Annotated in this window: 16 protein-coding genes; 7 read left to right on the top strand and 9 right to left on the bottom strand. The window is 66.4% G+C overall.

The features are described from left to right. Positions 1 to 3: 3 nt before the first annotated feature. From E1N52_RS11310 to E1N52_RS11285, 6 genes are all read right to left on the bottom strand, one after another. Positions 4 to 639 carry a DUF2946 family protein gene (locus tag E1N52_RS11310; RefSeq protein ID WP_133182820.1) on the bottom strand — a complete coding sequence of 212 codons (636 nt, stop codon included), beginning with the start codon at positions 637 to 639 and terminating at the stop codon, positions 4 to 6. Beyond that, complete coding sequence (locus E1N52_RS11305) at positions 632 to 1702, bottom strand: YheT family hydrolase (RefSeq protein ID WP_133182818.1); 1071 nt, start codon at positions 1700 to 1702, stop codon at positions 632 to 634. The genes E1N52_RS11310 and E1N52_RS11305 overlap by 8 nt, the downstream gene beginning before the upstream one ends. Before the next feature lie 28 nt (positions 1703 to 1730). Continuing rightward, complete coding sequence (locus E1N52_RS11300) at positions 1731 to 2177, bottom strand: nuclear transport factor 2 family protein (RefSeq protein ID WP_133182816.1); 447 nt, start codon at positions 2175 to 2177, stop codon at positions 1731 to 1733. A gap of 313 nt (positions 2178 to 2490) precedes the next feature. Further along, on the bottom strand, positions 2491 to 3516 hold the full coding sequence (gene waaF / locus E1N52_RS11295; protein ID WP_133182814.1) for a lipopolysaccharide heptosyltransferase II: 1026 nt from the start codon (positions 3514 to 3516) through the stop codon (positions 2491 to 2493). A 207-nt stretch (positions 3517 to 3723) separates the two neighbouring features. Continuing rightward, the gene (locus E1N52_RS11290; RefSeq protein ID WP_028205950.1) at positions 3724 to 3918 is read right to left on the bottom strand and encodes a zinc-finger domain-containing protein; all 195 of its coding nucleotides are present in this window, start codon (positions 3916 to 3918) and stop codon (positions 3724 to 3726) included. Positions 3919 to 3977: 59 nt separating this feature from the next. After that, entirely contained in the window at positions 3978 to 4901 is a 924-nt protein-coding gene (locus tag E1N52_RS11285; protein WP_133182812.1) for a branched-chain amino acid transaminase, read from the bottom strand. A gap of 496 nt (positions 4902 to 5397) precedes the next feature. On the opposite strand from E1N52_RS11285, the gene E1N52_RS11280 reads away from it, so the two are divergent. The 7 genes from E1N52_RS11280 to E1N52_RS11250 all read left to right on the top strand — a co-directional run bounded on the left by E1N52_RS11280 (position 5398) and on the right by E1N52_RS11250 (position 13925). Next, complete coding sequence (locus E1N52_RS11280) at positions 5398 to 6597, top strand: phosphoglycerate kinase (protein WP_133182811.1); 1200 nt, start codon at positions 5398 to 5400, stop codon at positions 6595 to 6597. Positions 6598 to 7029: 432 nt separating this feature from the next. Beyond that, positions 7030 to 8466, top strand: coding sequence for a pyruvate kinase (gene pyk / locus E1N52_RS11275; RefSeq protein WP_133182809.1), 1437 nt, complete (start codon positions 7030 to 7032; stop codon positions 8464 to 8466). A gap of 407 nt (positions 8467 to 8873) precedes the next feature. Then, complete coding sequence (gene fba / locus E1N52_RS11270) at positions 8874 to 9938, top strand: class II fructose-bisphosphate aldolase (protein ID WP_133182807.1); 1065 nt, start codon at positions 8874 to 8876, stop codon at positions 9936 to 9938. 216 nt (positions 9939 to 10154) lie between these two features. Next, entirely contained in the window at positions 10155 to 11045 is an 891-nt protein-coding gene (locus E1N52_RS11265) for a phosphoribosylaminoimidazolesuccinocarboxamide synthase (RefSeq protein WP_133182805.1), read from the top strand. Between the two features lie 26 nt (positions 11046 to 11071). Then, the gene (gene purE, locus E1N52_RS11260; RefSeq protein ID WP_028205944.1) at positions 11072 to 11590 is read left to right on the top strand and encodes a 5-(carboxyamino)imidazole ribonucleotide mutase; all 519 of its coding nucleotides are present in this window, start codon (positions 11072 to 11074) and stop codon (positions 11588 to 11590) included. Positions 11591 to 11646: 56 nt separating this feature from the next. After that, on the top strand, positions 11647 to 12864 hold the full coding sequence (locus E1N52_RS11255) for a 5-(carboxyamino)imidazole ribonucleotide synthase (protein ID WP_133182803.1): 1218 nt from the start codon (positions 11647 to 11649) through the stop codon (positions 12862 to 12864). 14 nt (positions 12865 to 12878) lie between these two features. Further along, positions 12879 to 13925: an L-threonylcarbamoyladenylate synthase gene (locus tag E1N52_RS11250; protein ID WP_133182801.1), complete on the top strand. Its 1047-nt coding sequence runs from the start codon at positions 12879 to 12881 to the stop codon at positions 13923 to 13925. 94 nt (positions 13926 to 14019) lie between these two features. On the opposite strand, the gene E1N52_RS11245 is transcribed toward E1N52_RS11250, so the two are convergent. The 3 genes from E1N52_RS11245 to dacB all read right to left on the bottom strand — a co-directional run bounded on the left by E1N52_RS11245 (position 14020) and on the right by dacB (position 18433). Then, positions 14020 to 15264, bottom strand: coding sequence for an SGNH/GDSL hydrolase family protein (locus E1N52_RS11245; protein WP_133182799.1), 1245 nt, complete (start codon positions 15262 to 15264; stop codon positions 14020 to 14022). 182 nt (positions 15265 to 15446) lie between these two features. Next, positions 15447 to 16421, bottom strand: coding sequence for a sterol desaturase family protein (locus E1N52_RS11240; RefSeq protein WP_133182797.1), 975 nt, complete (start codon positions 16419 to 16421; stop codon positions 15447 to 15449). A 329-nt stretch (positions 16422 to 16750) separates the two neighbouring features. Next, entirely contained in the window at positions 16751 to 18433 is a 1683-nt protein-coding gene (gene dacB / locus E1N52_RS11235) for a D-alanyl-D-alanine carboxypeptidase/D-alanyl-D-alanine endopeptidase (protein WP_133182795.1), read from the bottom strand. Positions 18434 to 18704: the final 271 nt, after the last annotated feature.

Genomic DNA, 18704 nt, shown 5'->3' with positions numbered 1-18704 from the left:
CGCTCAGTCTGCGGATGCAGGCGGTGTGCCGCTCGCGCTGTGCTCCGCGGCCTGCGCTTCGCGCTCGGCGCGCGCCGGGCTCGTCACGAAGGCAAAGCGCGCGCTCACGTCGGCGCGCTTGATCGGCTGCAGCGGCAGCGCGGCGCCGGCGCGCCAGTGGAACGTGCCGCTGTTGGCGTCGTCCGCGAGCGTGGCGTGGTCGGTGAAGAGATCGAGGTCGTGGTCGTGCAGCAGCGCCGCACGCGGCGGCGTGCTCGCATCGGCAAAGATCACGCTGCCCGCTTCGTCGAGGTACGCGGCCATGGGCTCGAACGCTTGACCGCCCTGATCGGTGAGCGTCAATGCGTCATCGCCATCATGACCCGCCGCGAGACGCACGATCCACGGCGTGTATTCCAGCTCGACGTACACGCGCTGCGGCCCGTTCTGGAAGTACCACTGACCATGTACATCGCGCTCGTAATTGCGGTTGATGAAGCCGAGCAGCGCTTCGTGGCGGATCGCCGTGCCGGGTGCGTTCTGCGCCTGGGCGGCCTCGTCACGCATGCGCCAGTTCCCGCGTGCGTCGAGCAGCAGCCAGCCCGTGCAATGCGGGACGTTGGGCCAGCGCGCGAGCGCCTGTTTGACGATGTCATCCATGAGAGGCGAAAGGCGAGAGATAAGTGAACACGCGCTGCGAAAGCCAGTCGCTGCGGCCGGGGAACGGTCCCGTCATGAAGCCGACGTGGCCGCCGTGGGCGGGCTGATCGAGCTCGACGACGGCGCTCACTTCGTGGCGTGCGGGCAGCGCGCGGCCCGGCAGAAACGGATCGTTGCGCGCGTTCAGAATGAGCGTGGGGACGGCGATTTCGCCGAGCTTCGGACGGATCGTCGCCTGCGTGTAGTAGTCGTGGGTGTCGCGAAAACCGTGCAGTGGCGCCGTCACGACATTGTCGAATTCGTACATCGTCCGGCTGGCGAGCACGGCTTGCGCGTCGAACAGGCCGGGGTACTGCTCGAGTTTCTGGAGCGCCTTTACCTTCAGCGTCTTCAGGAAGCTGCGCGTGTAGATCATGCCGAAGCCCTGCGTCAGCATCTCGCTGCCTGCATGCACATCGAGCGGCGTGGAGATCGCGGCGGCGGCCGCGACGATCGCGGCGTCTTCGCGACGCTGTGCGAGCCAGTGCAGCAGCACGTTGCCGCCGAGCGACACGCCCGCGACGACGAGCGGCCCTGCGTGGCGGGCGGCGAAGCGGCGCAGTACCCAATCGACTTCGGCGGAATCGGCGAGATGGTAGAAGCGCGGCAGCAGGTTCAGCGGACCGCTGCAGCTGCGAAAGTGGGGGATCGCCGCATGCCAGCCCCGCGCCTGCGCAGCGGCCGCGAGCGCGCGCGCATAGTGGGAACTCGAGCCGCCTTCGAGGCCGTGGAACAGGACGAAAAGCGGGGCGTTGTGTGAATCCGCACCGGTATGCTTGCCGTCGAGCCAGTCCACTTCGATGAAGTCGCCATCCGGCGTGTCCCAGCGCTCGCGCCGGTAGGCGGGCGCGGGCAGGCGCGAGAACAGCGCCGGCACGATGGTCTGGATGTGCGCACCGGGCAGCCAGAACGGCGCGCGGTAGTCGTTGTCGTAGCGGGGGCCGAGCAGGGCAGTCTGGGCTTCGAGCGCGGCCGCGACGCGGGCTGCCTCGCCGGGTCTGCTGGTGTCGTCGGTCGTACTCATTACTGCCCCCTGCTTTGCGCCCTTTATGTCAGTGCAGCGCGCCCTGGCCGTGGCGCAATCTGGCCGAGAACTGGGTAGCTGCGTCGTCGGGCATGCGGCTCGCGTGAATATGCGCAATGCGCCACTCGCCGCGCTCGTGAACCATCACATAGGTCGTGAAGACCATGCTGGGAATCGCGCTGGGATCGACCGGGCGGTGCGCTTCCACGATCGCGTAGACCACGGTGCCGAGGCTGTCGTACACGCGGATGTCGAGCGGTTCGATCGACACCGGCGCCGCTTCGAGCTGCGCGGCGAGGCCGGCGCGGATGCTCGGCAGGCCGTGCAGATGTGCGCCTTCCGCCGTGATGCAGCTCACGAATTCTTCATCGATCCACAGACCCATCAAGCTGTCGATGTTGACTTCCGCGACGGCCTGGTAGTACGCGTTGAGGGTGTCCGCGGCGGCTTCGAAGATGTGGGCAAAACGTGGCATGGCTCGTTGGTCTTGTGCGCTCGGTGTTGCACTCGGCGTGTACCTGGGCGCGGGTTGGCGATTGATCGGTTGCGCCGCTTCGCGGCATGTCGCTGCGTTGCGCGCGTTTGCCGCGAGCATGCCGCTTTCGCGAGACAGGCCTGTGACGTGCTCCGATACGGCGCTTTGGTCCCTCCCGCGCCTCGATGCCTCTATTGGGCGCGCGCAACGCGCAAGGCGTCCGTTGCGTGGCGCACATCCATTTGTGTGCGCGATGTTTTCAGCGTGGCGGGCGGCACATAGCCGCCCAACACTGCCTGGTGATGCTGAACGCTTATCGCTGCCCGAGCAGCATGCCGCGCAGATCGCCGAAAACCTGCTCCGGGCTCAGTTCGCGCAGGCAGTTCAGATGCCCGAGCGGACACTCGCGCGCAAAGCAGGGACTACATTCGAGATGGAGCCATTGTACCTTTGCAAGCTCGGACAAGGGCGGCGTGTGGCGCGGATCCGTCGAACCGTACAGCGCGACGAGCGGCCGGCGCAGCGCGGCGGCCACGTGCATCAGGCCCGAATCGTTGGTCACCACGGCGTTCGCCCGCGAGATCAGCGCGCACGCCTCGCCGAGCGCGGTCTGCCCGCACAGGTTGCGCACGTTCGGCGCGCGATCGGCAATGGCCTGGGCGAGCGGGGCGTCCTTCGGCGAGCCGAGCGCGACGATCTGCGTGTACGGGAACGACTGGCCCACCATCTTCGCGAGCGCCGCGAAATGCTCGGGCGGCCAGCGCTTGGCCGGGCCGTACTCGGCGCCGGGGCAGAACACGAGCAGCGGCACGCGCGTATCGAGATTGAAGCGCGCCGACACGCGCGACGCCTCGTTCGGGTCCGACTCGAGACGCGGCATCGGCAGGTCGTCGGGCACGGTCGCGCCGGGCGCATAGGCGAGCGCGGCGTAGTGCCTGACCATCGGCGGGCGCTCGTCCTTCGGCGGATTCGCATGGCGCACGTTCAAGAGGCCGTAGCGGTTCTCGCCCGTGTAGCCAATGCGCAGCCCGATATTGGCGAGCCACGGGATCAGCGCGGATTTGAGCGAATTCGGCAGCACGTAGGCGGCGTCATAGCGTTCGGCGCGCAAATCGCCCGCCAGTTGCCAGCGGCGCAGCAGTTGCAGCTTGCCGTGGCCGAGGTCGGTGGCGTAGACGTCGCGGATCTCGGGCATGCGCTCGAGTACGGGCGCAACCCAGGTTGGCGCGAGCGCATCGATCTGAATGCGCGGGTGCAGTTTCACGAGCCGCGAAAAAAGCGGCTGCGCCATCAGTGCGTCACCGATCCAGTTCGGTGCGATTACCAGCGCGCGGCGCATCGGGAGTCAGGGTCCGGGAGGGTAAAGGTTGCGCGTGCGGCTTGCCTGCCTGGGGCCGGCGTGGGCCGGCATCGGGGCGTATTGGGCCGCGCGCGAAACACGGTTGGGAAAATGACGAAACGCCGCGCGCCGGTCAACGGGCGGCGGCATGACGTAAAGACGCGCCGCCGCATACACGGTGGCGCGCTGCGAGTGAGGCGAAACGCGTCAGTGGCCGTGGACGACCTCGCCCGCGCGCAGCTTGTAACGCGTGCTGCAGTACGGGCACTTCGCTTCGCCGTGCGTCACGTCGAGGAACACGCGCGGGTGGTTGCTCCAGCGCGGCATCGACGGGTTCGGGCAGTAAGCGGGCAGATCCTTGGCCGAAAGTTCGACCAGCGGCATTTCCTTGATTTCGCTCATGAGGACGATTCTCTGTGTAGCTGTGGGGGCCGGGCAAGGTTCGCCCGGACCTTTTTGTCTTAGACCTTCGCGAGCCAGTGCGCGTACTTGTCATTCTTGCCCGAAACCACGTCGAAGAAGGCCGATTGCAGCTTCTCCGTGACCGGGCCGCGCGAGCCGCTGCCGATGGTGCGGTTGTCGAGCTCGCGGATCGGCGTGACTTCGGCGGCGGTGCCGGTGAAGAACGCTTCGTCGCAGGTGTACACCTCGTCACGCGTGATGCGCTTCTCGATCACGGGAATGCCCATGTCGCGCGCGAGCGTGATGACGGTGTCGCGCGTGATGCCGTCGAGGCACGACGAGAGGTCGGGCGTGTACAGCTTGCCGTTGTTCACGAGGAAGAAGTTCTCGCCCGAGCCTTCCGAGACATAGCCGTCCACGTCGAGCAGGAGCGCTTCGTCGTAGCCGTCGGCGGTGGCTTCCTGGTTGGCGAGGATCGAGTTCACGTACCAGCCCGAAGCCTTGGCGCGCACCATCGACACGTTCACGTGATGGCGCGTGAACGACGACGTCTTCACGCGGATGCCCCTGGCGAGGCCGTCTTCGCCGAGATAGGCGCCCCACGGCCACGCGGCGATGGCCACGTGAATGGTGTTGCCCTTGGCCGAAACGCCGAGCTTTTCCGAGCCGACCCAGATGATCGGGCGGATGTAGCACGACTCGAGCTTGTTCGCGCGCACGACTTCGAGCTGCGCATCGGCGAGCGTCTTTGCGTCGAACGGCACGTCCATCTGGAAAATCTTGGCCGAATTGAGCAGACGCTTGGTGTGCTCGGCGAGGCGGAAGATGGCGGTGCTGCCGTCGGCAGTCTGATAGGCGCGTACGCCTTCGAAAACACCCATGCCGTAGTGCAGCGTATGGGTCAGCACGTGAATGTTGGCGTCGCGCCAATCAATCAGCTTGCCGTCCATCCAGATCTTGCCGTCGCGGTCGGCCATTGACATACGATTCTCCAGACAAGTGCAGTAAATATCGGCTTATACAGCGGGCCTCGCCGCGTGCCGCGTGGCTGCGGTTGGCAAAGACGATTATTTTAGCGTCATTTGTCGGCTTCCAGCGCGCCCGCGGGCACGCGGGGCGGGCTTTTCGGGCGATTTTAGGGTCGATCGGCGCCGGCTCCGGCTGAATTTTTTTCAGGCCGAACCTATGCTGCGATGCAGCAAATCGCGCGAACGCCCGCCCGGCGAGCAGCGTCTGCCCAAATACGGGAGATTCGCCTGGACACGTCTCAGATCGTCCTGGCTATCAGCTAAAATACCGATCTCGCAATTCGATGCCGGCTCGTGCCAGCGACGAGCAGCGACATGGAGCCGCGACCCGAGACAGCGTTCAAACCCGGATCCCGCGCCGTGCCGCCACGCACGTGTTGCCGCGCCAAAATACGGCCCGCGGCGCCGCATCGCCTTGCCACCGCCTTCCCACCATCAAGATGACATGCCCATGAACAAGGTTCTGCGTCTTTCCGATCTGATCTCCGAAGGCAAATTGAAGGGCAAGCGCGTATTCATCCGCGCCGACCTGAACGTGCCGCAGGACGACAACGGCAACATCACCGAAGACACCCGCGTGCGCGCCTCCGTGCCGGCCATCAAGGCCGCACTCGACGCCGGCGCGGCCGTCATGGTCACCTCCCACCTGGGCCGCCCGACCGAAGGCGAATTCAAGCCCGAAGACTCCCTCGCGCCTGTCGCGAAGCGTCTGGCCGAACTGCTCGGCCGCGACGTGCCGCTGGTCGCGAACTGGGTTGAAAACGGCGTGAACGTCGAGCCGGGTAACGTGGTGCTGCTCGAAAACTGCCGCGTCAACAAGGGCGAGAAGAAGAATTCGGACGAGCTTTCGCAAAAGATGGCGAAGCTCTGCGATATCTACGTGAACGACGCGTTCGGCACCGCCCATCGCGCCGAAGCCACGACCTACGGCATCGCGAAGTACGCGAGCGTCGCCTGCGCGGGCCCGCTGCTCGCGGCCGAACTCGACGCGCTCGGCAAGGCGCTCGGCGCGCCCAAGCGTCCGCTGGTGGCGATCGTGGCGGGCTCGAAGGTCTCGACCAAGCTCACCATCCTCAAGTCGCTGGCCGAGAAGGTCGACCAGCTGATCGTCGGCGGCGGCATCGCCAACACGTTCATGCTGGCTGCCGGCCTGAAGATCGGCAAGTCGCTCGCCGAAGCCGATCTCGTGGACGACGCGAAGGCCATCATCGACGCGGCGCGCGCCCGCGGCGCTTCGGTGCCGATCCCGACCGACGTCGTGACTGCCAAGGAATTTTCGCCGACGGCCAAGGCCGAGACGAAGAACGTGGCCGACGTGGCCGACGACGACATGATCCTCGACATCGGTCCCGTCACCGCCAACGCGCTCGCCGCGCAGCTCGCGCAGGCCGGCACGATCGTGTGGAACGGCCCGGTCGGCGTGTTCGAGTTCGACCAGTTCGGCAACGGCACGAAGACGCTCGCTGATGCAATCGCCAATTCGGGCGCGTTCTCGATCGCCGGCGGCGGCGACACGCTCGCGGCCATCGCGAAGTACAACATTGCCGACAAGGTCAGCTATATCTCCACCGGCGGCGGCGCCTTCCTCGAGTTCCTCGAAGGCAAGAAGCTGCCGGCGGTCGAAATGCTCGAAACGCGGGCGGCCGGCTAAGTGGCGCCGCGCGCCCCGGCCGGGAAGGCCATGAGCAAACTTCCTCGTGCAGGCGCACAGAAGTCGCGCAGCGCAGCCGGGGCCGCAGCAAAACAGACGGGGCGCGCAGCGCCCCAGGCAGAGACGGATCAGGCGAGGGCGGACGCGACGCCCGTCGCCGCCGCTGCCGAAGTGGACATTGCGGCGACGCAGTCGACTGCTGAATCGACAGCCGCACAGAATCCGACAGGGCGCACAGCCACGCCCGCATCGAATACGACTACGCATGTAGATAGCGCCGCAGCGGCTCAAGCGAGCCCCGCGGCGTCCTCCAAGAAAGCGACGCCGGGTACACCCGGTGCGCGTTCCGGCGCATCCGCACCCGCGGCGCAGCCGGCCAGCACTTCTCGCAGCAACGGTTTTCCCAGCGATCCTATCCAGACGAGGAGACTCATGCATCGCGCCACCAAGATTGTCGCCACCATCGGTCCGGCTTCCAGCACGCCGGACATCCTGCTGAAAATGATCCGCGCAGGACTGGACGTGGTGCGCCTCAACTTTTCGCACGGCACCGCCGACGACCATCGTCAGCGTGCTGAAATGGTGCGGGACTGCGCCCGCCAGGCTGGCCGCGAAGTTGCGATCATGGCGGACCTGCAAGGCCCGAAGATTCGCGTCGGCAAATTCGAGAATGGCAAGACGACGCTCGAGCCGGGCCATCCGTTCATCCTCGACGCCGAATGCGAGCTCGGCAATGACGAGCGCGTCGGTCTCGACTACAAGGACCTGCCGCGCGACCTGAAGCCGGGCGACATCCTGTTGCTCAACGACGGCCTGATCGTGCTCGACGTCGCACGTGTGATCGGCAGCGAGATCCACACGGTCGTGCGCGTGGGCGGCGACCTGTCGAACAACAAGGGCATCAACCGCCAGGGCGGCGGCCTCACGGCGCCCGCGCTCACCGCGAAGGACATGGAAGACATCCGCACGGCCATGTCGCTCGGCGCGGACTTCGTCGCCGTGTCGTTCCCGAAGAACGCCACCGACATGGAAATGGCGCGTCAGCTCGCGAACATCGCGGGCGCGCCGTACGGCATCAAGCCGAAGATGATCGCGAAGATCGAGCGCGCCGAAGCGATTCCGGCGCTGCAGGAAATCCTCGACTCGTCGGACGGCATCATGGTCGCGCGCGGCGACCTGGCCGTGGAAGTGGGCAACGCCGCCGTGCCGGCGCTGCAAAAGCGCATGATCCGCATGGCGCGCGACTCGAACAAGCTCGTCATCACGGCCACGCAGATGATGGAGTCGATGATCCACGCGCCGGTGCCCACGCGCGCCGAAGTCTCGGACGTCGCCAACGCGGTGCTCGACGGCACGGACGCGGTGATGCTCTCGGCCGAATCGGCGGCGGGCAAGTACCCGGTGCAGACCATCGAGGCCATGGCCGCGATCTGTCTGGAAGCGGAGAAGTCGGAGCAATCCGAGCTGGACAAGGATTTCCTCGACCGCACCTTCACGCGCATCGACCAGTCGATCGCCATGGGCGCGCTGTTCACGGCCTATCACCTGGGCGCGAAGGCGATCGTCGCGCTCACGGAGTCGGGCTCGACCGCGCTCTGGATGTCGCGCCACTGGACCCATGTGCCGATCTTCGCGCTCACGCCGCGCGCGGGCAGCGAACGCGCCATGTCGCTGTACCGCAATGTCACGCCGCTGCACCTCGACACGAGCAGCGACCGCGACACGGCGCTCCAGCAAGCCATCGAGGTGGTGGTGAGCAAGGGCTACGCGTCGCGCGGCGACATGGTCGTGCTGACCGTGGGCGAGCCGATGGGGCAGCCGGGCGGCACGAACACGCTGAAGATCGTGCGCGTCGGCGACGTGCTCTAACTTCGGTGCGGTCATCTCGCGGCGATTTTTTTCGCTTTATTTTCGCGACTCCCGAAAATAAATGCGCTCGGCGCCCGAGGTGACCAACTGGTATCACACTGGTATCAGTTCGGCGCCAGATCGGTGCCATTTAGACGCCTTTTCCCCGCAATTGCAGCCCGTACGCCGTAGAAACGACGCGCGGGCTGTCAACTCTTTTTGCACCCTCCCGCGGTTTTGACGCTCCGATACGCCAATTTCATGCCAGTTACGTGCCTGGCGCCGGGAACGGACGCGCTTCGCGATAAAATCACGCCATCGAGCCCGCGGCAGGTCACGCGGGCGGCGGCTGCCAGGCCGCCCTCGACCGGCTGCGCAAGACAGCCGGCGGCAGAAGAGATTCGTTTCAAATCAAAGGAGTAGCAACAATGCCTCTCGTATCAATGCGTCAACTGCTCGACCACGCGGCTGAACACGGTTATGGCCTGCCCGCGTTCAACGTGAACAACCTGGAACAGGTCCAGGCGATCATGGAAGCCGCGAACCAGGTCGGTTCGCCGGTGATCATGCAGGCATCGGCCGGCGCGCGTAAGTACGCGGGTGAGCCCTTCCTGCGCCACCTGATCGAAGCCGCGGTCGAGTCGTATCCGCATATTCCGGTCGTGATGCACCAGGACCACGGCCAGTCGCCGGCGGTCTGCATGGCAGCGATCCGCAGCGGTTTCACCAGCGTGATGATGGACGGCTCGCTCGAAGCCGACGGCAAGACGGTCGCATCGTACGAGTACAACGTCGAAGTCTCGCGCAAGGTCGTCGAAATGGCGCACTCGATCGGCGTGACGGTCGAAGCGGAACTGGGCGTGCTCGGTTCGCTGGAAACGATGAAGGGCGACAAGGAAGACGGTCACGGCGCCGAAGGCACCATGACGCGCGAGCAGCTCCTGACGGACCCGGAGCAGGCCGCCGACTTCGTGAAGCTCACGCAGTGCGATGCGCTGGCCATCGCCATCGGCACCTCGCACGGCGCGTACAAGTTCTCCAAGAAGCCCACAGGCGACATCCTGTCGATCCAGCGCATCAAGGAAATCCACGCGCGCATTCCGAATACGCACCTCGTGATGCACGGTTCGTCGTCGGTGCCGCAGGAACTGCTGGCCGAGATCCGCGAATTCGGCGGCGACATGAAGGAAACGTACGGCGTGCCGGTGGAAGAGATCCAGGAAGGCATCCGTCACGGCGTGCGCAAGATCAACATCGACACCGACCTGCGTCTGGCGATCACGGGCGCGATCCGTCGCTATATGTATGAAAACCCGTCGAAGTTCGACCCGCGCGACTACCTGAAGCCGGCTCGCGAAGCCGCGAAGAAGGTGTGCGTGGACCGCTTCCTCGCGTTCGGCTCGGAAGGCCAGGCTGGCAAGATCAAGCCGGTCGCGCTCGACAAGATCGCCGAGAAGTACAAGTCGGGCGAATTCGCGCAGATCGTTCGCTAAGCGGGCTTCTGTGCCAGGCGCACCGCGCCTTGAGTAGCAAAACATCGCCGTTTCCGCCTGTTTTGGGGGAACGGCGATGGGCTTTTCTGGGAAATTTGCCAGTTTTTGGTTTACCCTCGCATTACCTTCGGTTTTACGGTTTCCTCGCGCGGTTGCAACCGCGATTCTGGACCGAACCCGCCTCCGTTTCGATTGTCCTTTTAGCGAATCACGACGATGTCTACCCTCTACGAATCCACGCTCCGCTCGCTGCCGCTTCTCGGCCGCGGCAAGGTCCGCGACAACTATGCCGTGGGCAACGACAAGCTGCTGATCGTCACCACCGACCGTCTGTCGGCGTTCGACGTCATCATGGGCGAGCCGATTCCGCGCAAGGGCGAGGTGCTCAACCAGATGGCCGACTTCTGGTTCGAAAAGCTCAAGCACGTCGTGCCGAACCACCTCACGGGCGTCGCGCCTGAAACGGTCGTGGCCGCCGACGAAGTCGAGCAGGTCAAGGGCCGCGCCGTCGTGGTGAAGCGCCTCGAGCCGATCCTCGTGGAGGCCGTGGTGCGCGGTTATCTGGCCGGCAGCGGCTGGAAGGACTATCAGGCAACGGGCGCCGTGTGCGGCGTCGAACTGCCGGCGGGCCTGGAGAACGCCCAAAAGCTGCCCGAGCCGATCTTCACGCCGGCGGCCAAGGCCGAAATGGGCCACCACGACGAGAACATCACGTACGAAGAGATGGAGCGCCGCATCGGCACCGAGCTGTCGCGCACCATCAAGGAAATTTCGATCAAGCTGTACAAGGAAGCCGCCGACTATGCGGCCACGCGCGGCATCATCATCGCCGACACGAAGTTCGAATTCGGTCTCGACAACCACGGCCAGCTGTATCTGATGGACGAGGCGCTCACCGCCGACTCGTCGCGCTTCTGGCCGGCCGACCAGTATCAGGTGGGCTCGAACCCGCCGTCGTTCGACAAGCAGTTCGTGCGCGACTGGCTCGAAACCCAGGACTGGAAGAAGGAGCCGCCGGCGCCGAAGCTGCCCGACGAAGTGATCGCCAAAACGTCGGCGAAGTATCAGGAGGCGCTCGAGCGTCTCACGGGTCAAAAGCTCGCATGAGCGAGAAGAGGGAAGAAGGAAGCACAATGAGCGAAGTTCAGACGGCTCACCAGCATGCGGCGCCGCTCGTCGGCGTGTTGATGGGCTCCAGCTCCGACTGGGACACGATGAAGCACGCGGTCGCGATCCTGCAGGAGTTCGGCGTCGCGTACGAGGCCAAGGTGGTTTCGGCGCACCGCATGCCCGACGAGATGTTCGAGTACGCGGAAAAGGCGCGCGAGCGCGGCCTGCGCGCGATCATCGCGGGCGCGGGCGGCGCGGCGCACCTGCCGGGCATGCTGGCGGCCAAGACCACGGTGCCCGTGCTGGGCGTGCCGGCTGTCAGCAAATATCTGAAGGGCGTGGATTCGCTCCACTCGATCGTGCAGATGCCCAAGGGCGTGCCGGTCGCGACCTTCGCCATCGGCGAGGCGGGCGCGGCCAATGCGGCGCTTTTCGCCGTCTCGATCCTGAGCGTGACCAACACCGAATACGCGAACAAGCTCGCGGCCTTCCGTGTGCGCCAGAACGAAGCGGCGCACGCCATGGTGCTGCCCCCGCTTTGATCGTCCCGCTTTGATTGTCCCCACGCGCCGCGGCCACCCCGCGGCCGACCACGAAGATGACTCCTGACAATTCACCGGTTTCACCGATCCTGCCCGGCGCCTGGCTGGGCATGGTGGGTGGCGGCCAGCTCGGCCGCATGTTCTGCTTTGCCGCGCAGGCGATGGGCTACCGCGTCGCCGTGCTCGATCCCGACGCGACGAGTCCCGCGGGCACCGTGGCCGACCGCCACATCTGCGCCGCGTACGACGACGAAGCCGCGCTTACCGAACTCTCGCGCCTGTGCGCGGCCATCTCGACCGAGTTCGAGAACGTGCCCGCGGCGAGCCTCGACGCGCTCGCGAAATCGACCTTCGTGAGCCCGGCCGGGCGCTGCGTGGCGGTGGCGCAGGACCGCATCGCCGAGAAGCGCTTTATCGCGGCGGCCGGCGTGCCGGTCGCGCCGCACGTGGTGATCGAGTCGTCGCAGGCGCTCGCCGGCATCGACGACACGGCGCTCGCCGCCGTGCTGCCGGGCATTCTCAAGACCGCGCGCATGGGCTACGACGGCAAAGGCCAGATTCGTGTCTCCAACGCCGAAGAAGTGCGTGAGGCGCATGCGTCGCTCGGCGGCGTGCCGTGCGTGCTCGAAAAACGCCTGCCGCTGAAGTTCGAGGTGAGCGCGCTGATCGCGCGTGGCACGAACGGCCAGGCCGCGGTTTATCCGCTCGCGCAGAACACCCACCGCAACGGCGTGCTGTCGCACACCATCGTGCCCGCTCCGGACGCAAGCCCGGCGCTCGTGCAGCAGGCTCAGCAGGCCGCGATCCAGATCGCGGCGAAGCTCGGCTATGTGGGCGTGCTGTGCGTGGAGTTCTTCATCCTCGAAGACGGCTCGCTCGTCGCCAACGAAATGGCGCCGCGCCCGCACAACTCGGGTCACTACACGACCGATGCGTGCGCAACGAGCCAGTTCGAGCAGCAGGTGCGCGCCATGACGGCCATGCCGCTCGGCGACACGCGCCAGCACTCGCCGGCCGTGATGCTGAACATTCTCGGCGACGTCTGGTTCCCCTGCGCCGTGGGCGAGGCGAAGCCCCAGAAGGGCGCCGCGCCCGTCACGCCGCCGTGGGACCAGGTGGCTGCGATGCCGGCGGCGCGCCTGCATCTGTACGGCAAGGAAGAAGCGCGTCCGGGCCGCAAGATGGGCCACGTGAACTTCACTGCGCCGACGCTCGACGAAGCGCGCGCGGCCGCACGCGACTGCGCGCGCCTGCTGCACATCGCCACGAGCTGAGGTTGAGCCGCATCATGTCCGATCAGCAGAACGCGCCGCACGATGGCGCGCCGACTCTGACCGATGCCGACATCGAGCACGCTGCCGCGCTGCTCGACGCGGGCGAGCTGGTCGCGTTCCCGACCGAGACCGTCTACGGTCTGGGCGGCGATGCGGCGAGCCCCGAGGCGGTCGCTCGCATCTACGCGGCCAAAGGGCGGCCGGCGAACCATCCGGTGATCGTGCACTTGCCGCCGGGCGGCGACCCGCAGTACTGGGCCGCAGAGTGGCCCGAGGCGGCGCAAAAGCTCGTCGATGCATTCTGGCCCGGCCCGCTCACGCTGATCGTCAAGCGCCACGAACGCATTCCCGACGCCGTGAGCGGCGGCCAGGATTCGGTGGGGCTGCGCTGCCCGTCGCATCCGGTCGCGCAGAAGTTGCTGGCGGCGTTTTCTGCCCGTCGCGGCGGCAATGGCGGTGTGGCGGCGCCGTCGGCGAACCGCTTCGGCCATGTGAGCCCGACGACGGCGCAGCACGTGCGCGACGAATTCGGCGCAGCGGTGCATGTGCTCGACGGCGGCGCATGCGACGTGGGTATCGAATCGACGATTCTCGATCTCTCGCGCGGATTTCCCGCGTTGCTGCGGCCCGGCCACGTGACGCCGCACGACATCGCACGCGTGCTGGGCGAGGCGCCGCGTTTGCCCGATGGTTCGGACGCCACGACGCCGCGCGCTTCAGGCACGCTCAAGGCGCATTACGCGCCGCGCACGCCGCTCGCGCTGTTGCCGTTCGAGGCGCTGGAACCGCTGCTTGCGGCGGCGCGTGATGCGGGTGAAACGGTGGCGCTCGTGGCGCGCGCCTCGCGCGCGGGCGATTGGGCGCAGGCCCAGGGCGTGCACTTCGTCACCGCGCCGGAAGAGCCGCAGGAATACGCGCGTGAGCTGTATGGCTTGCTGCGCGCGCTCGATCGCGCGAATGTCTCGCGCATTCTCATCGAGAAACTGCCGGAGACGATCGAGTGGATCGCGGTCAATGACCGGCTGGGGCGGGCGGCGGCGGCGTTCGAGGCGCAGCAGTAGGGGGCTCGTCGCGACGCGTGCTACGTTTGCCGTCACAAAAAACCCGGCTCTCGAGCCGGGTTTTTTGCGCCTTAAAGAAAGCTCCGAAGTGCGCTTACTTGCCCACGCCTGACTTCGCGACCAACCCTTCGACGTATTGCGCGAACAGCGCGTGCGTATGCGTGGTCGGGTGGACCGAGTCGGCGAAGATGTAGGTCTGATCGGCATTGGCGACCGTGTAGGTCTGCGGCGAGCAAAACAACGACGAGGCGAACTGCGCACCGTATTGTGCCGCGGTCATGCCGCTTACGAGCACCGACGGGTTCTGCTGTGCGTATGCTGTGGCCGACGCCTGCATCTGTGCGAGGTTGCAGGCCGTGCCCGTGTTCGAGACGGTGAAGCCGTTCGATTGATAGGCCGGCAGCAACTGGTCGAACCAAGTGAACGCATCGGCGACGATCACGTTGTTCGCAATACCCGCTTGCGCAAGTGCCCCAGCGACGATGGCGTTGTAGGCCGCGCTGATGCCGGTCAGAAGCGATGCGGCACCCGGCGAGGTCGCGTTCGCGGCAACGCCGAGGGGCGTCTGGCCGATGTCGGGCACCGTCATAAGTACGACGTGCTTGCCGCCCGCGGCGAGGATGGTCCCGACCTGCGTCGCGAGCGCGCTGGCTGACGCCGCGATCTGCGCGCTGTTGTTCAGCAGGTAGTTGGCGATGAACTCGACCTGCTGCGTCTGCGTGAGCGGGGTCCCCGCCTGTGCCGCCGCCGTCGCCGCCGCGGTCAGCGCGTCGCCGAGCGCGGTCAAGTTTGCGGTGGTCGCGAACGCGAAGATGTCGTTTGCGCCACCGTCGATCAGCACGAGTTGGTTCGCGTTAAAGCTCTTGTTAGCGCTCAGGTAGTTGCTCACCTGAGTCGCCACCGGCACCGTGGTCGCGGCCGCATTGCCGGGCGCCCAGCCTTCACCTTCCGGATACGATGCGCTCACGTTCGAGCCGCCTTGCGCGTAGCCCATGCCGCCCGTGGCCGTGAGCGCGGCGCCGAAGCCGCCTTGATAGGCTGGCGTGAGCGTGCCGCCGTAGTACTCGGCGACCTTCTGCGTCCAGACTTCGCCAGGATTCGTGGTGAACCGGCCGCCGCCGAATCCCGGCAGGATGTTCTTCGCGTAGGTGCCGACATCCGAAAGGCTGTCGCCAAACGATACGACCTGCAGATTCACGCCTCCGGGCGGCGGCGTGCTCGCGTTGTTGTTCCCACTGCTGCCACCACCGCAGGCGGCGAGCAGCGCAAAGGCGGCGCTCGCGGCAGCGATCTGGGTGGCGCGCAACAGCGTACGGTGTCTCGGTCCTTGATGCTTCATATTCACTTCATCTCCTCTGTGTGTGGCCTTTGATGCCATGCTTGCCTACTCATGCAACGGGTGCTCGTGGCACGAGCGGCTGCCCCGTTGTCGATGTTTTTCTCGATCGCCGGCCTTGCATGCAACCCCCTGCGTGCTGCTGCCCCAGGGTCAGGGCCAAGGCCGACAGACTACGCAATCTCTCAGCTATTGCGCGACCCGAACTCACCCTCGGTGTTGTTTTCCGGCACGCCGTAGCGCGTTCCCGCGGGTGTCGCCGGCGCCGTCACGGATGCGAGGCCCAGCGCGTCGTGGCGCTCGCACCAATCGGGCGGCGCGAAAAGCGCGGCGAAACGCGACCGCCAGTCGGGCATGCGAGCGAAGTCCCGCGCCATCGCGAACCATTCATGAAACGTCGCCTTGAGCGGATTGCACGACGCAAGCGGCTTGACGATGCCGTAATCGGGCGCGTCGTGCGCGTCTTCCTCGACATAGCTGCCGAACAGGCGGTCCCAGATCGCGAGCACACCCGCGTAATTGCGATCGATATAGCGCGCGTTGCGCGCGTGATGGACGCGATGCATCGAAGGCGTGTTGAAGACGTATTCGAGCCAGCCGAGCTTGCCGATCGCCTGGGTGTGCACGAAGAACTGGAACGCGAGATTGACGAGCACGATCGCGACGATCTGCTCCGGCGTGAAGCCGAGCATGGCGAGCGGAATCCAGAACAGCCACATGCCCGCCACGGGGTACATGAGGCTCTGGCGAAACGCCGTCGAAAGGTTCAGGCGCTCCGACGAATGGTGGACGACGTGCGCGGCCCAGAGCCAGCGCACGCGATGGCTCGCGCGGTGAAACACGTAGTAGAGCAGGTCCTGCGCAATAAAGAGTGCGAACCACGCGACGAGCCCCGGCTGCCACGAAACGAGCCGGAAGTGCCGGTAGACGTAGGCGTAGACGGGCACCGCGACGAGCCACGCAAGCTTGTCGGCGCCCTGGTGCATGAGCGCGAGCGCGGCGTTGCACAGCGTATCGGGCCAGGCGTAGCGGGCGCTGTCGGGGGTAGCGTTCGATGCAGTGCGCGGCCGCGTGCGGGAGAGATGCCACGCTTCCCAGCCGATGCAGGCGAGAAACACGGGGGCGAGGGCGAGCAGCAGCCATTGCGCATCGAACTGCACGAACGTCGTCCTCCTTGTCCCGTGGGCGGCGCTGGTGGGCAGCGCGGCGGTTCTAGTCTCGTATCGTATTGGCCGCGTTAGTGTGCGTTCGCAGGGTGCGCGGCTCGTTGGCCGGACACGCACGATAAAACTTTCAATGCGTTACCGACCTTTGCCCGCCAGAGTACACGCCACAGGCCCAGGACGGGCGGGGCTTTGCTAGAGGAAAACTTCGAGCCCGGCGCGCTGCGGCGGCCTCGGGCGAGGCGCACGGGGACAGGTCCGGGGCGCCCGCCCGGCGTGCACACAGCGTGCAAGCCGTGTGCAGACAGCGCGCGCCCAGCGCGCGGTCAATGCGCGCCGCGTCGCCGGGCCGGAGCCTTGTGCGTTGCCTTCGCAACCTTCGACTCCTTCGCTGCGCGCTTCGGGTGCGGCTCGACGTACACGGGCTTCTCTTCGGGCATGCCCTTGTAGACCCACTCGAGCAGCGCGTCGTGCGCGGCGCGTGCGGCCTCGGCGCGTGGATCGTTGATGAGGCTCACGACAATCCAGCTCTCGCCGTTCTCGGCCGCCACGTAGCCGGCGATGGCGCGCACGTCGCGCAGCGTGCCCGTCTTGATATGCGCGTTGCCTTCCACGCCCGCGTTGGTGAGGCGGTTGCGCATCGTGCCGTCCACGCCGACGATCGGCAGCGAGTCGATGAACACCTGCGCGACCGGGCTCGCGTTCGCGTTCTGCAGCAGGTTCGCGAGCGACAGTGCGCTGATGTGCTCTTCGCGCGAGAGGCCGCAGCCGTTGTCGAGCACGAGTTCGGGCATGTTCAGGCCGCTGCGGCGCAAGAACGTATTGACGGCCGAGGCGGCCTTGGCCGTGGTCGCAGGCGGTTTGCCCTCGACGGCACCGAGCGTGAGGAACAGATTGCGCGCCATCACGTTGTTGCTGAATTTGTTGATGTCGTGCACGACGTCCGATAGCGGCGGGCTCTGGTGCACGGCGAGCAGACGCGCGCGCGGCGGCACGACGCCTTCGCGCACCGCGCCGGCCGGCGTGGCGAAGAGGCTGCTGCCCGTTTGCTGCCAGAGGGCGAGGAAGCCGTCCGCGAAGAACGTGCTGTGGTCCACCGGCGCGGCCATGTTGAGCGTACGCTCGCCGCAGCGCATGGCGTAGCTGCCCGCGAAGCTCGCGGTGACGACGCCGTTGCCGCCCGGCGAAACCTGCGGGCTCGGCAGCATGCCGCCGCATGCGCCGGCGCGCTCGCGGATCTGGTTGTCGATCTGCCACTGCGCAACGGGCGGCACCACATCGATCGAGACACCCTGGCGGGAGGGCGAGAAAGTGAACGAGACCGACTTGAACGCGTACATCAGCGGATCGGGGCCGACGTTGTAGGGGGCGCTGTCGTCGCCGTCGAACGAGGGCAGGTCGCGCGTGGACGGATCGAATTCGCTCTTGTCGAGCACGAGTGCGCCATCGATGCGCGCGACGCCCGCCGCGCGAATCTTCTGCACGAGGTCGATCAGCTCTTCGGGCACGAGCTTCGGGTCGCCTGTGCCCTTGATGTAGAGATTGCCGTGCAGCGTGCCGCTCGCATCGACTTCGCCATCGGTATAGGCGCTCGTTTTCCAGCGATAGTCGGGACCGAGCATCGCGAGGCCGCTCCACGTCGTGACGAGTTTCATCGTCGAGGCGGGCATCATCGGCTGGCCGGCGTTCACGGCGACGCTGGGCTGGCGGTCGCCGACCTTTTCGATCACCACGCTGACCGACGAAAGCGGCACGTGCGCGCGCTCGAGGCCCGCCATCACGGTGGGCGGCAGCACGGTGGTCACGTTGACCGTGGGAATGCGCGCGCCTTCTGGCTGCGCGTACGCGGCCGGCGCTGCTGCGAAGCTTGCGGCGAGCGTGGCGCAGGCCAGTGCGAGGGCGAGCGGTTGGGGCAGGCGCAGTGTGGCGGCGGCGAGATGCGTGCGGTCAGTGTGCGAGGCAGGCAGTCTGAACAAAGAGCGTAGGCGGGACAGCGAAGCGGGGAGCATGAAAAGCGTTCGGGCGAGTGCAGGGGCGGTGCTTGGGCCGGGCGCGGCGCACGGAAAGCGGGGACTCTCCGTTGCTGCGCGCGGGCGCGAAAATTAGGGCAGCGTGTGATTCGTGGTGCGCGCGCGATGCGCTCGCTTGAACGTACTGTACAAGCCTGCACGCGCGCATCGCGGCCGAATCACGAGTCTTGCGCCGCAAAAGCGCACATTGTAAAGACCTCGCGCTGCATGCGCGCATTGCTGCAAGAAAACGTTGCACATTGCGTGGCGT

The sequence above is a fragment of the Paraburkholderia guartelaensis genome (assembly GCF_004353905.1).
Taxonomy (GTDB): Bacteria; Pseudomonadota; Gammaproteobacteria; order Burkholderiales; family Burkholderiaceae; genus Paraburkholderia; species Paraburkholderia guartelaensis.
Note: the sequence above shows the minus strand (reverse complement) of the source record. Positions and strands in the feature narration are given on the sequence as shown.

Coding starts and splice junctions, on each gene's coding strand:
- E1N52_RS11310 (WP_133182820.1), bottom strand. CDS start 639: ATGGATGACATCGTCAAACAGGCGCTCGCGCGCTGGCCCAACGTCCCG.
- E1N52_RS11305 (WP_133182818.1), bottom strand. CDS start 1,702: ATGAGTACGACCGACGACACCAGCAGACCCGGCGAGGCAGCCCGCGTC.
- E1N52_RS11300 (WP_133182816.1), bottom strand. CDS start 2,177: ATGCCACGTTTTGCCCACATCTTCGAAGCCGCCGCGGACACCCTCAAC.
- waaF (WP_133182814.1), bottom strand. CDS start 3,516: ATGCGCCGCGCGCTGGTAATCGCACCGAACTGGATCGGTGACGCACTG.
- E1N52_RS11290 (WP_028205950.1), bottom strand. CDS start 3,918: ATGAGCGAAATCAAGGAAATGCCGCTGGTCGAACTTTCGGCCAAGGAT.
- E1N52_RS11285 (WP_133182812.1), bottom strand. CDS start 4,901: ATGTCAATGGCCGACCGCGACGGCAAGATCTGGATGGACGGCAAGCTG.
- E1N52_RS11280 (WP_133182811.1), top strand. CDS start 5,398: ATGAACAAGGTTCTGCGTCTTTCCGATCTGATCTCCGAAGGCAAATTG.
- pyk (WP_133182809.1), top strand. CDS start 7,030: ATGCATCGCGCCACCAAGATTGTCGCCACCATCGGTCCGGCTTCCAGC.
- fba (WP_133182807.1), top strand. CDS start 8,874: ATGCCTCTCGTATCAATGCGTCAACTGCTCGACCACGCGGCTGAACAC.
- E1N52_RS11265 (WP_133182805.1), top strand. CDS start 10,155: ATGTCTACCCTCTACGAATCCACGCTCCGCTCGCTGCCGCTTCTCGGC.
- purE (WP_028205944.1), top strand. CDS start 11,072: ATGAGCGAAGTTCAGACGGCTCACCAGCATGCGGCGCCGCTCGTCGGC.
- E1N52_RS11255 (WP_133182803.1), top strand. CDS start 11,647: ATGACTCCTGACAATTCACCGGTTTCACCGATCCTGCCCGGCGCCTGG.
- E1N52_RS11250 (WP_133182801.1), top strand. CDS start 12,879: ATGTCCGATCAGCAGAACGCGCCGCACGATGGCGCGCCGACTCTGACC.
- E1N52_RS11245 (WP_133182799.1), bottom strand. CDS start 15,264: ATGAAGCATCAAGGACCGAGACACCGTACGCTGTTGCGCGCCACCCAG.
- dacB (WP_133182795.1), bottom strand. CDS start 18,433: ATGCTCCCCGCTTCGCTGTCCCGCCTACGCTCTTTGTTCAGACTGCCT.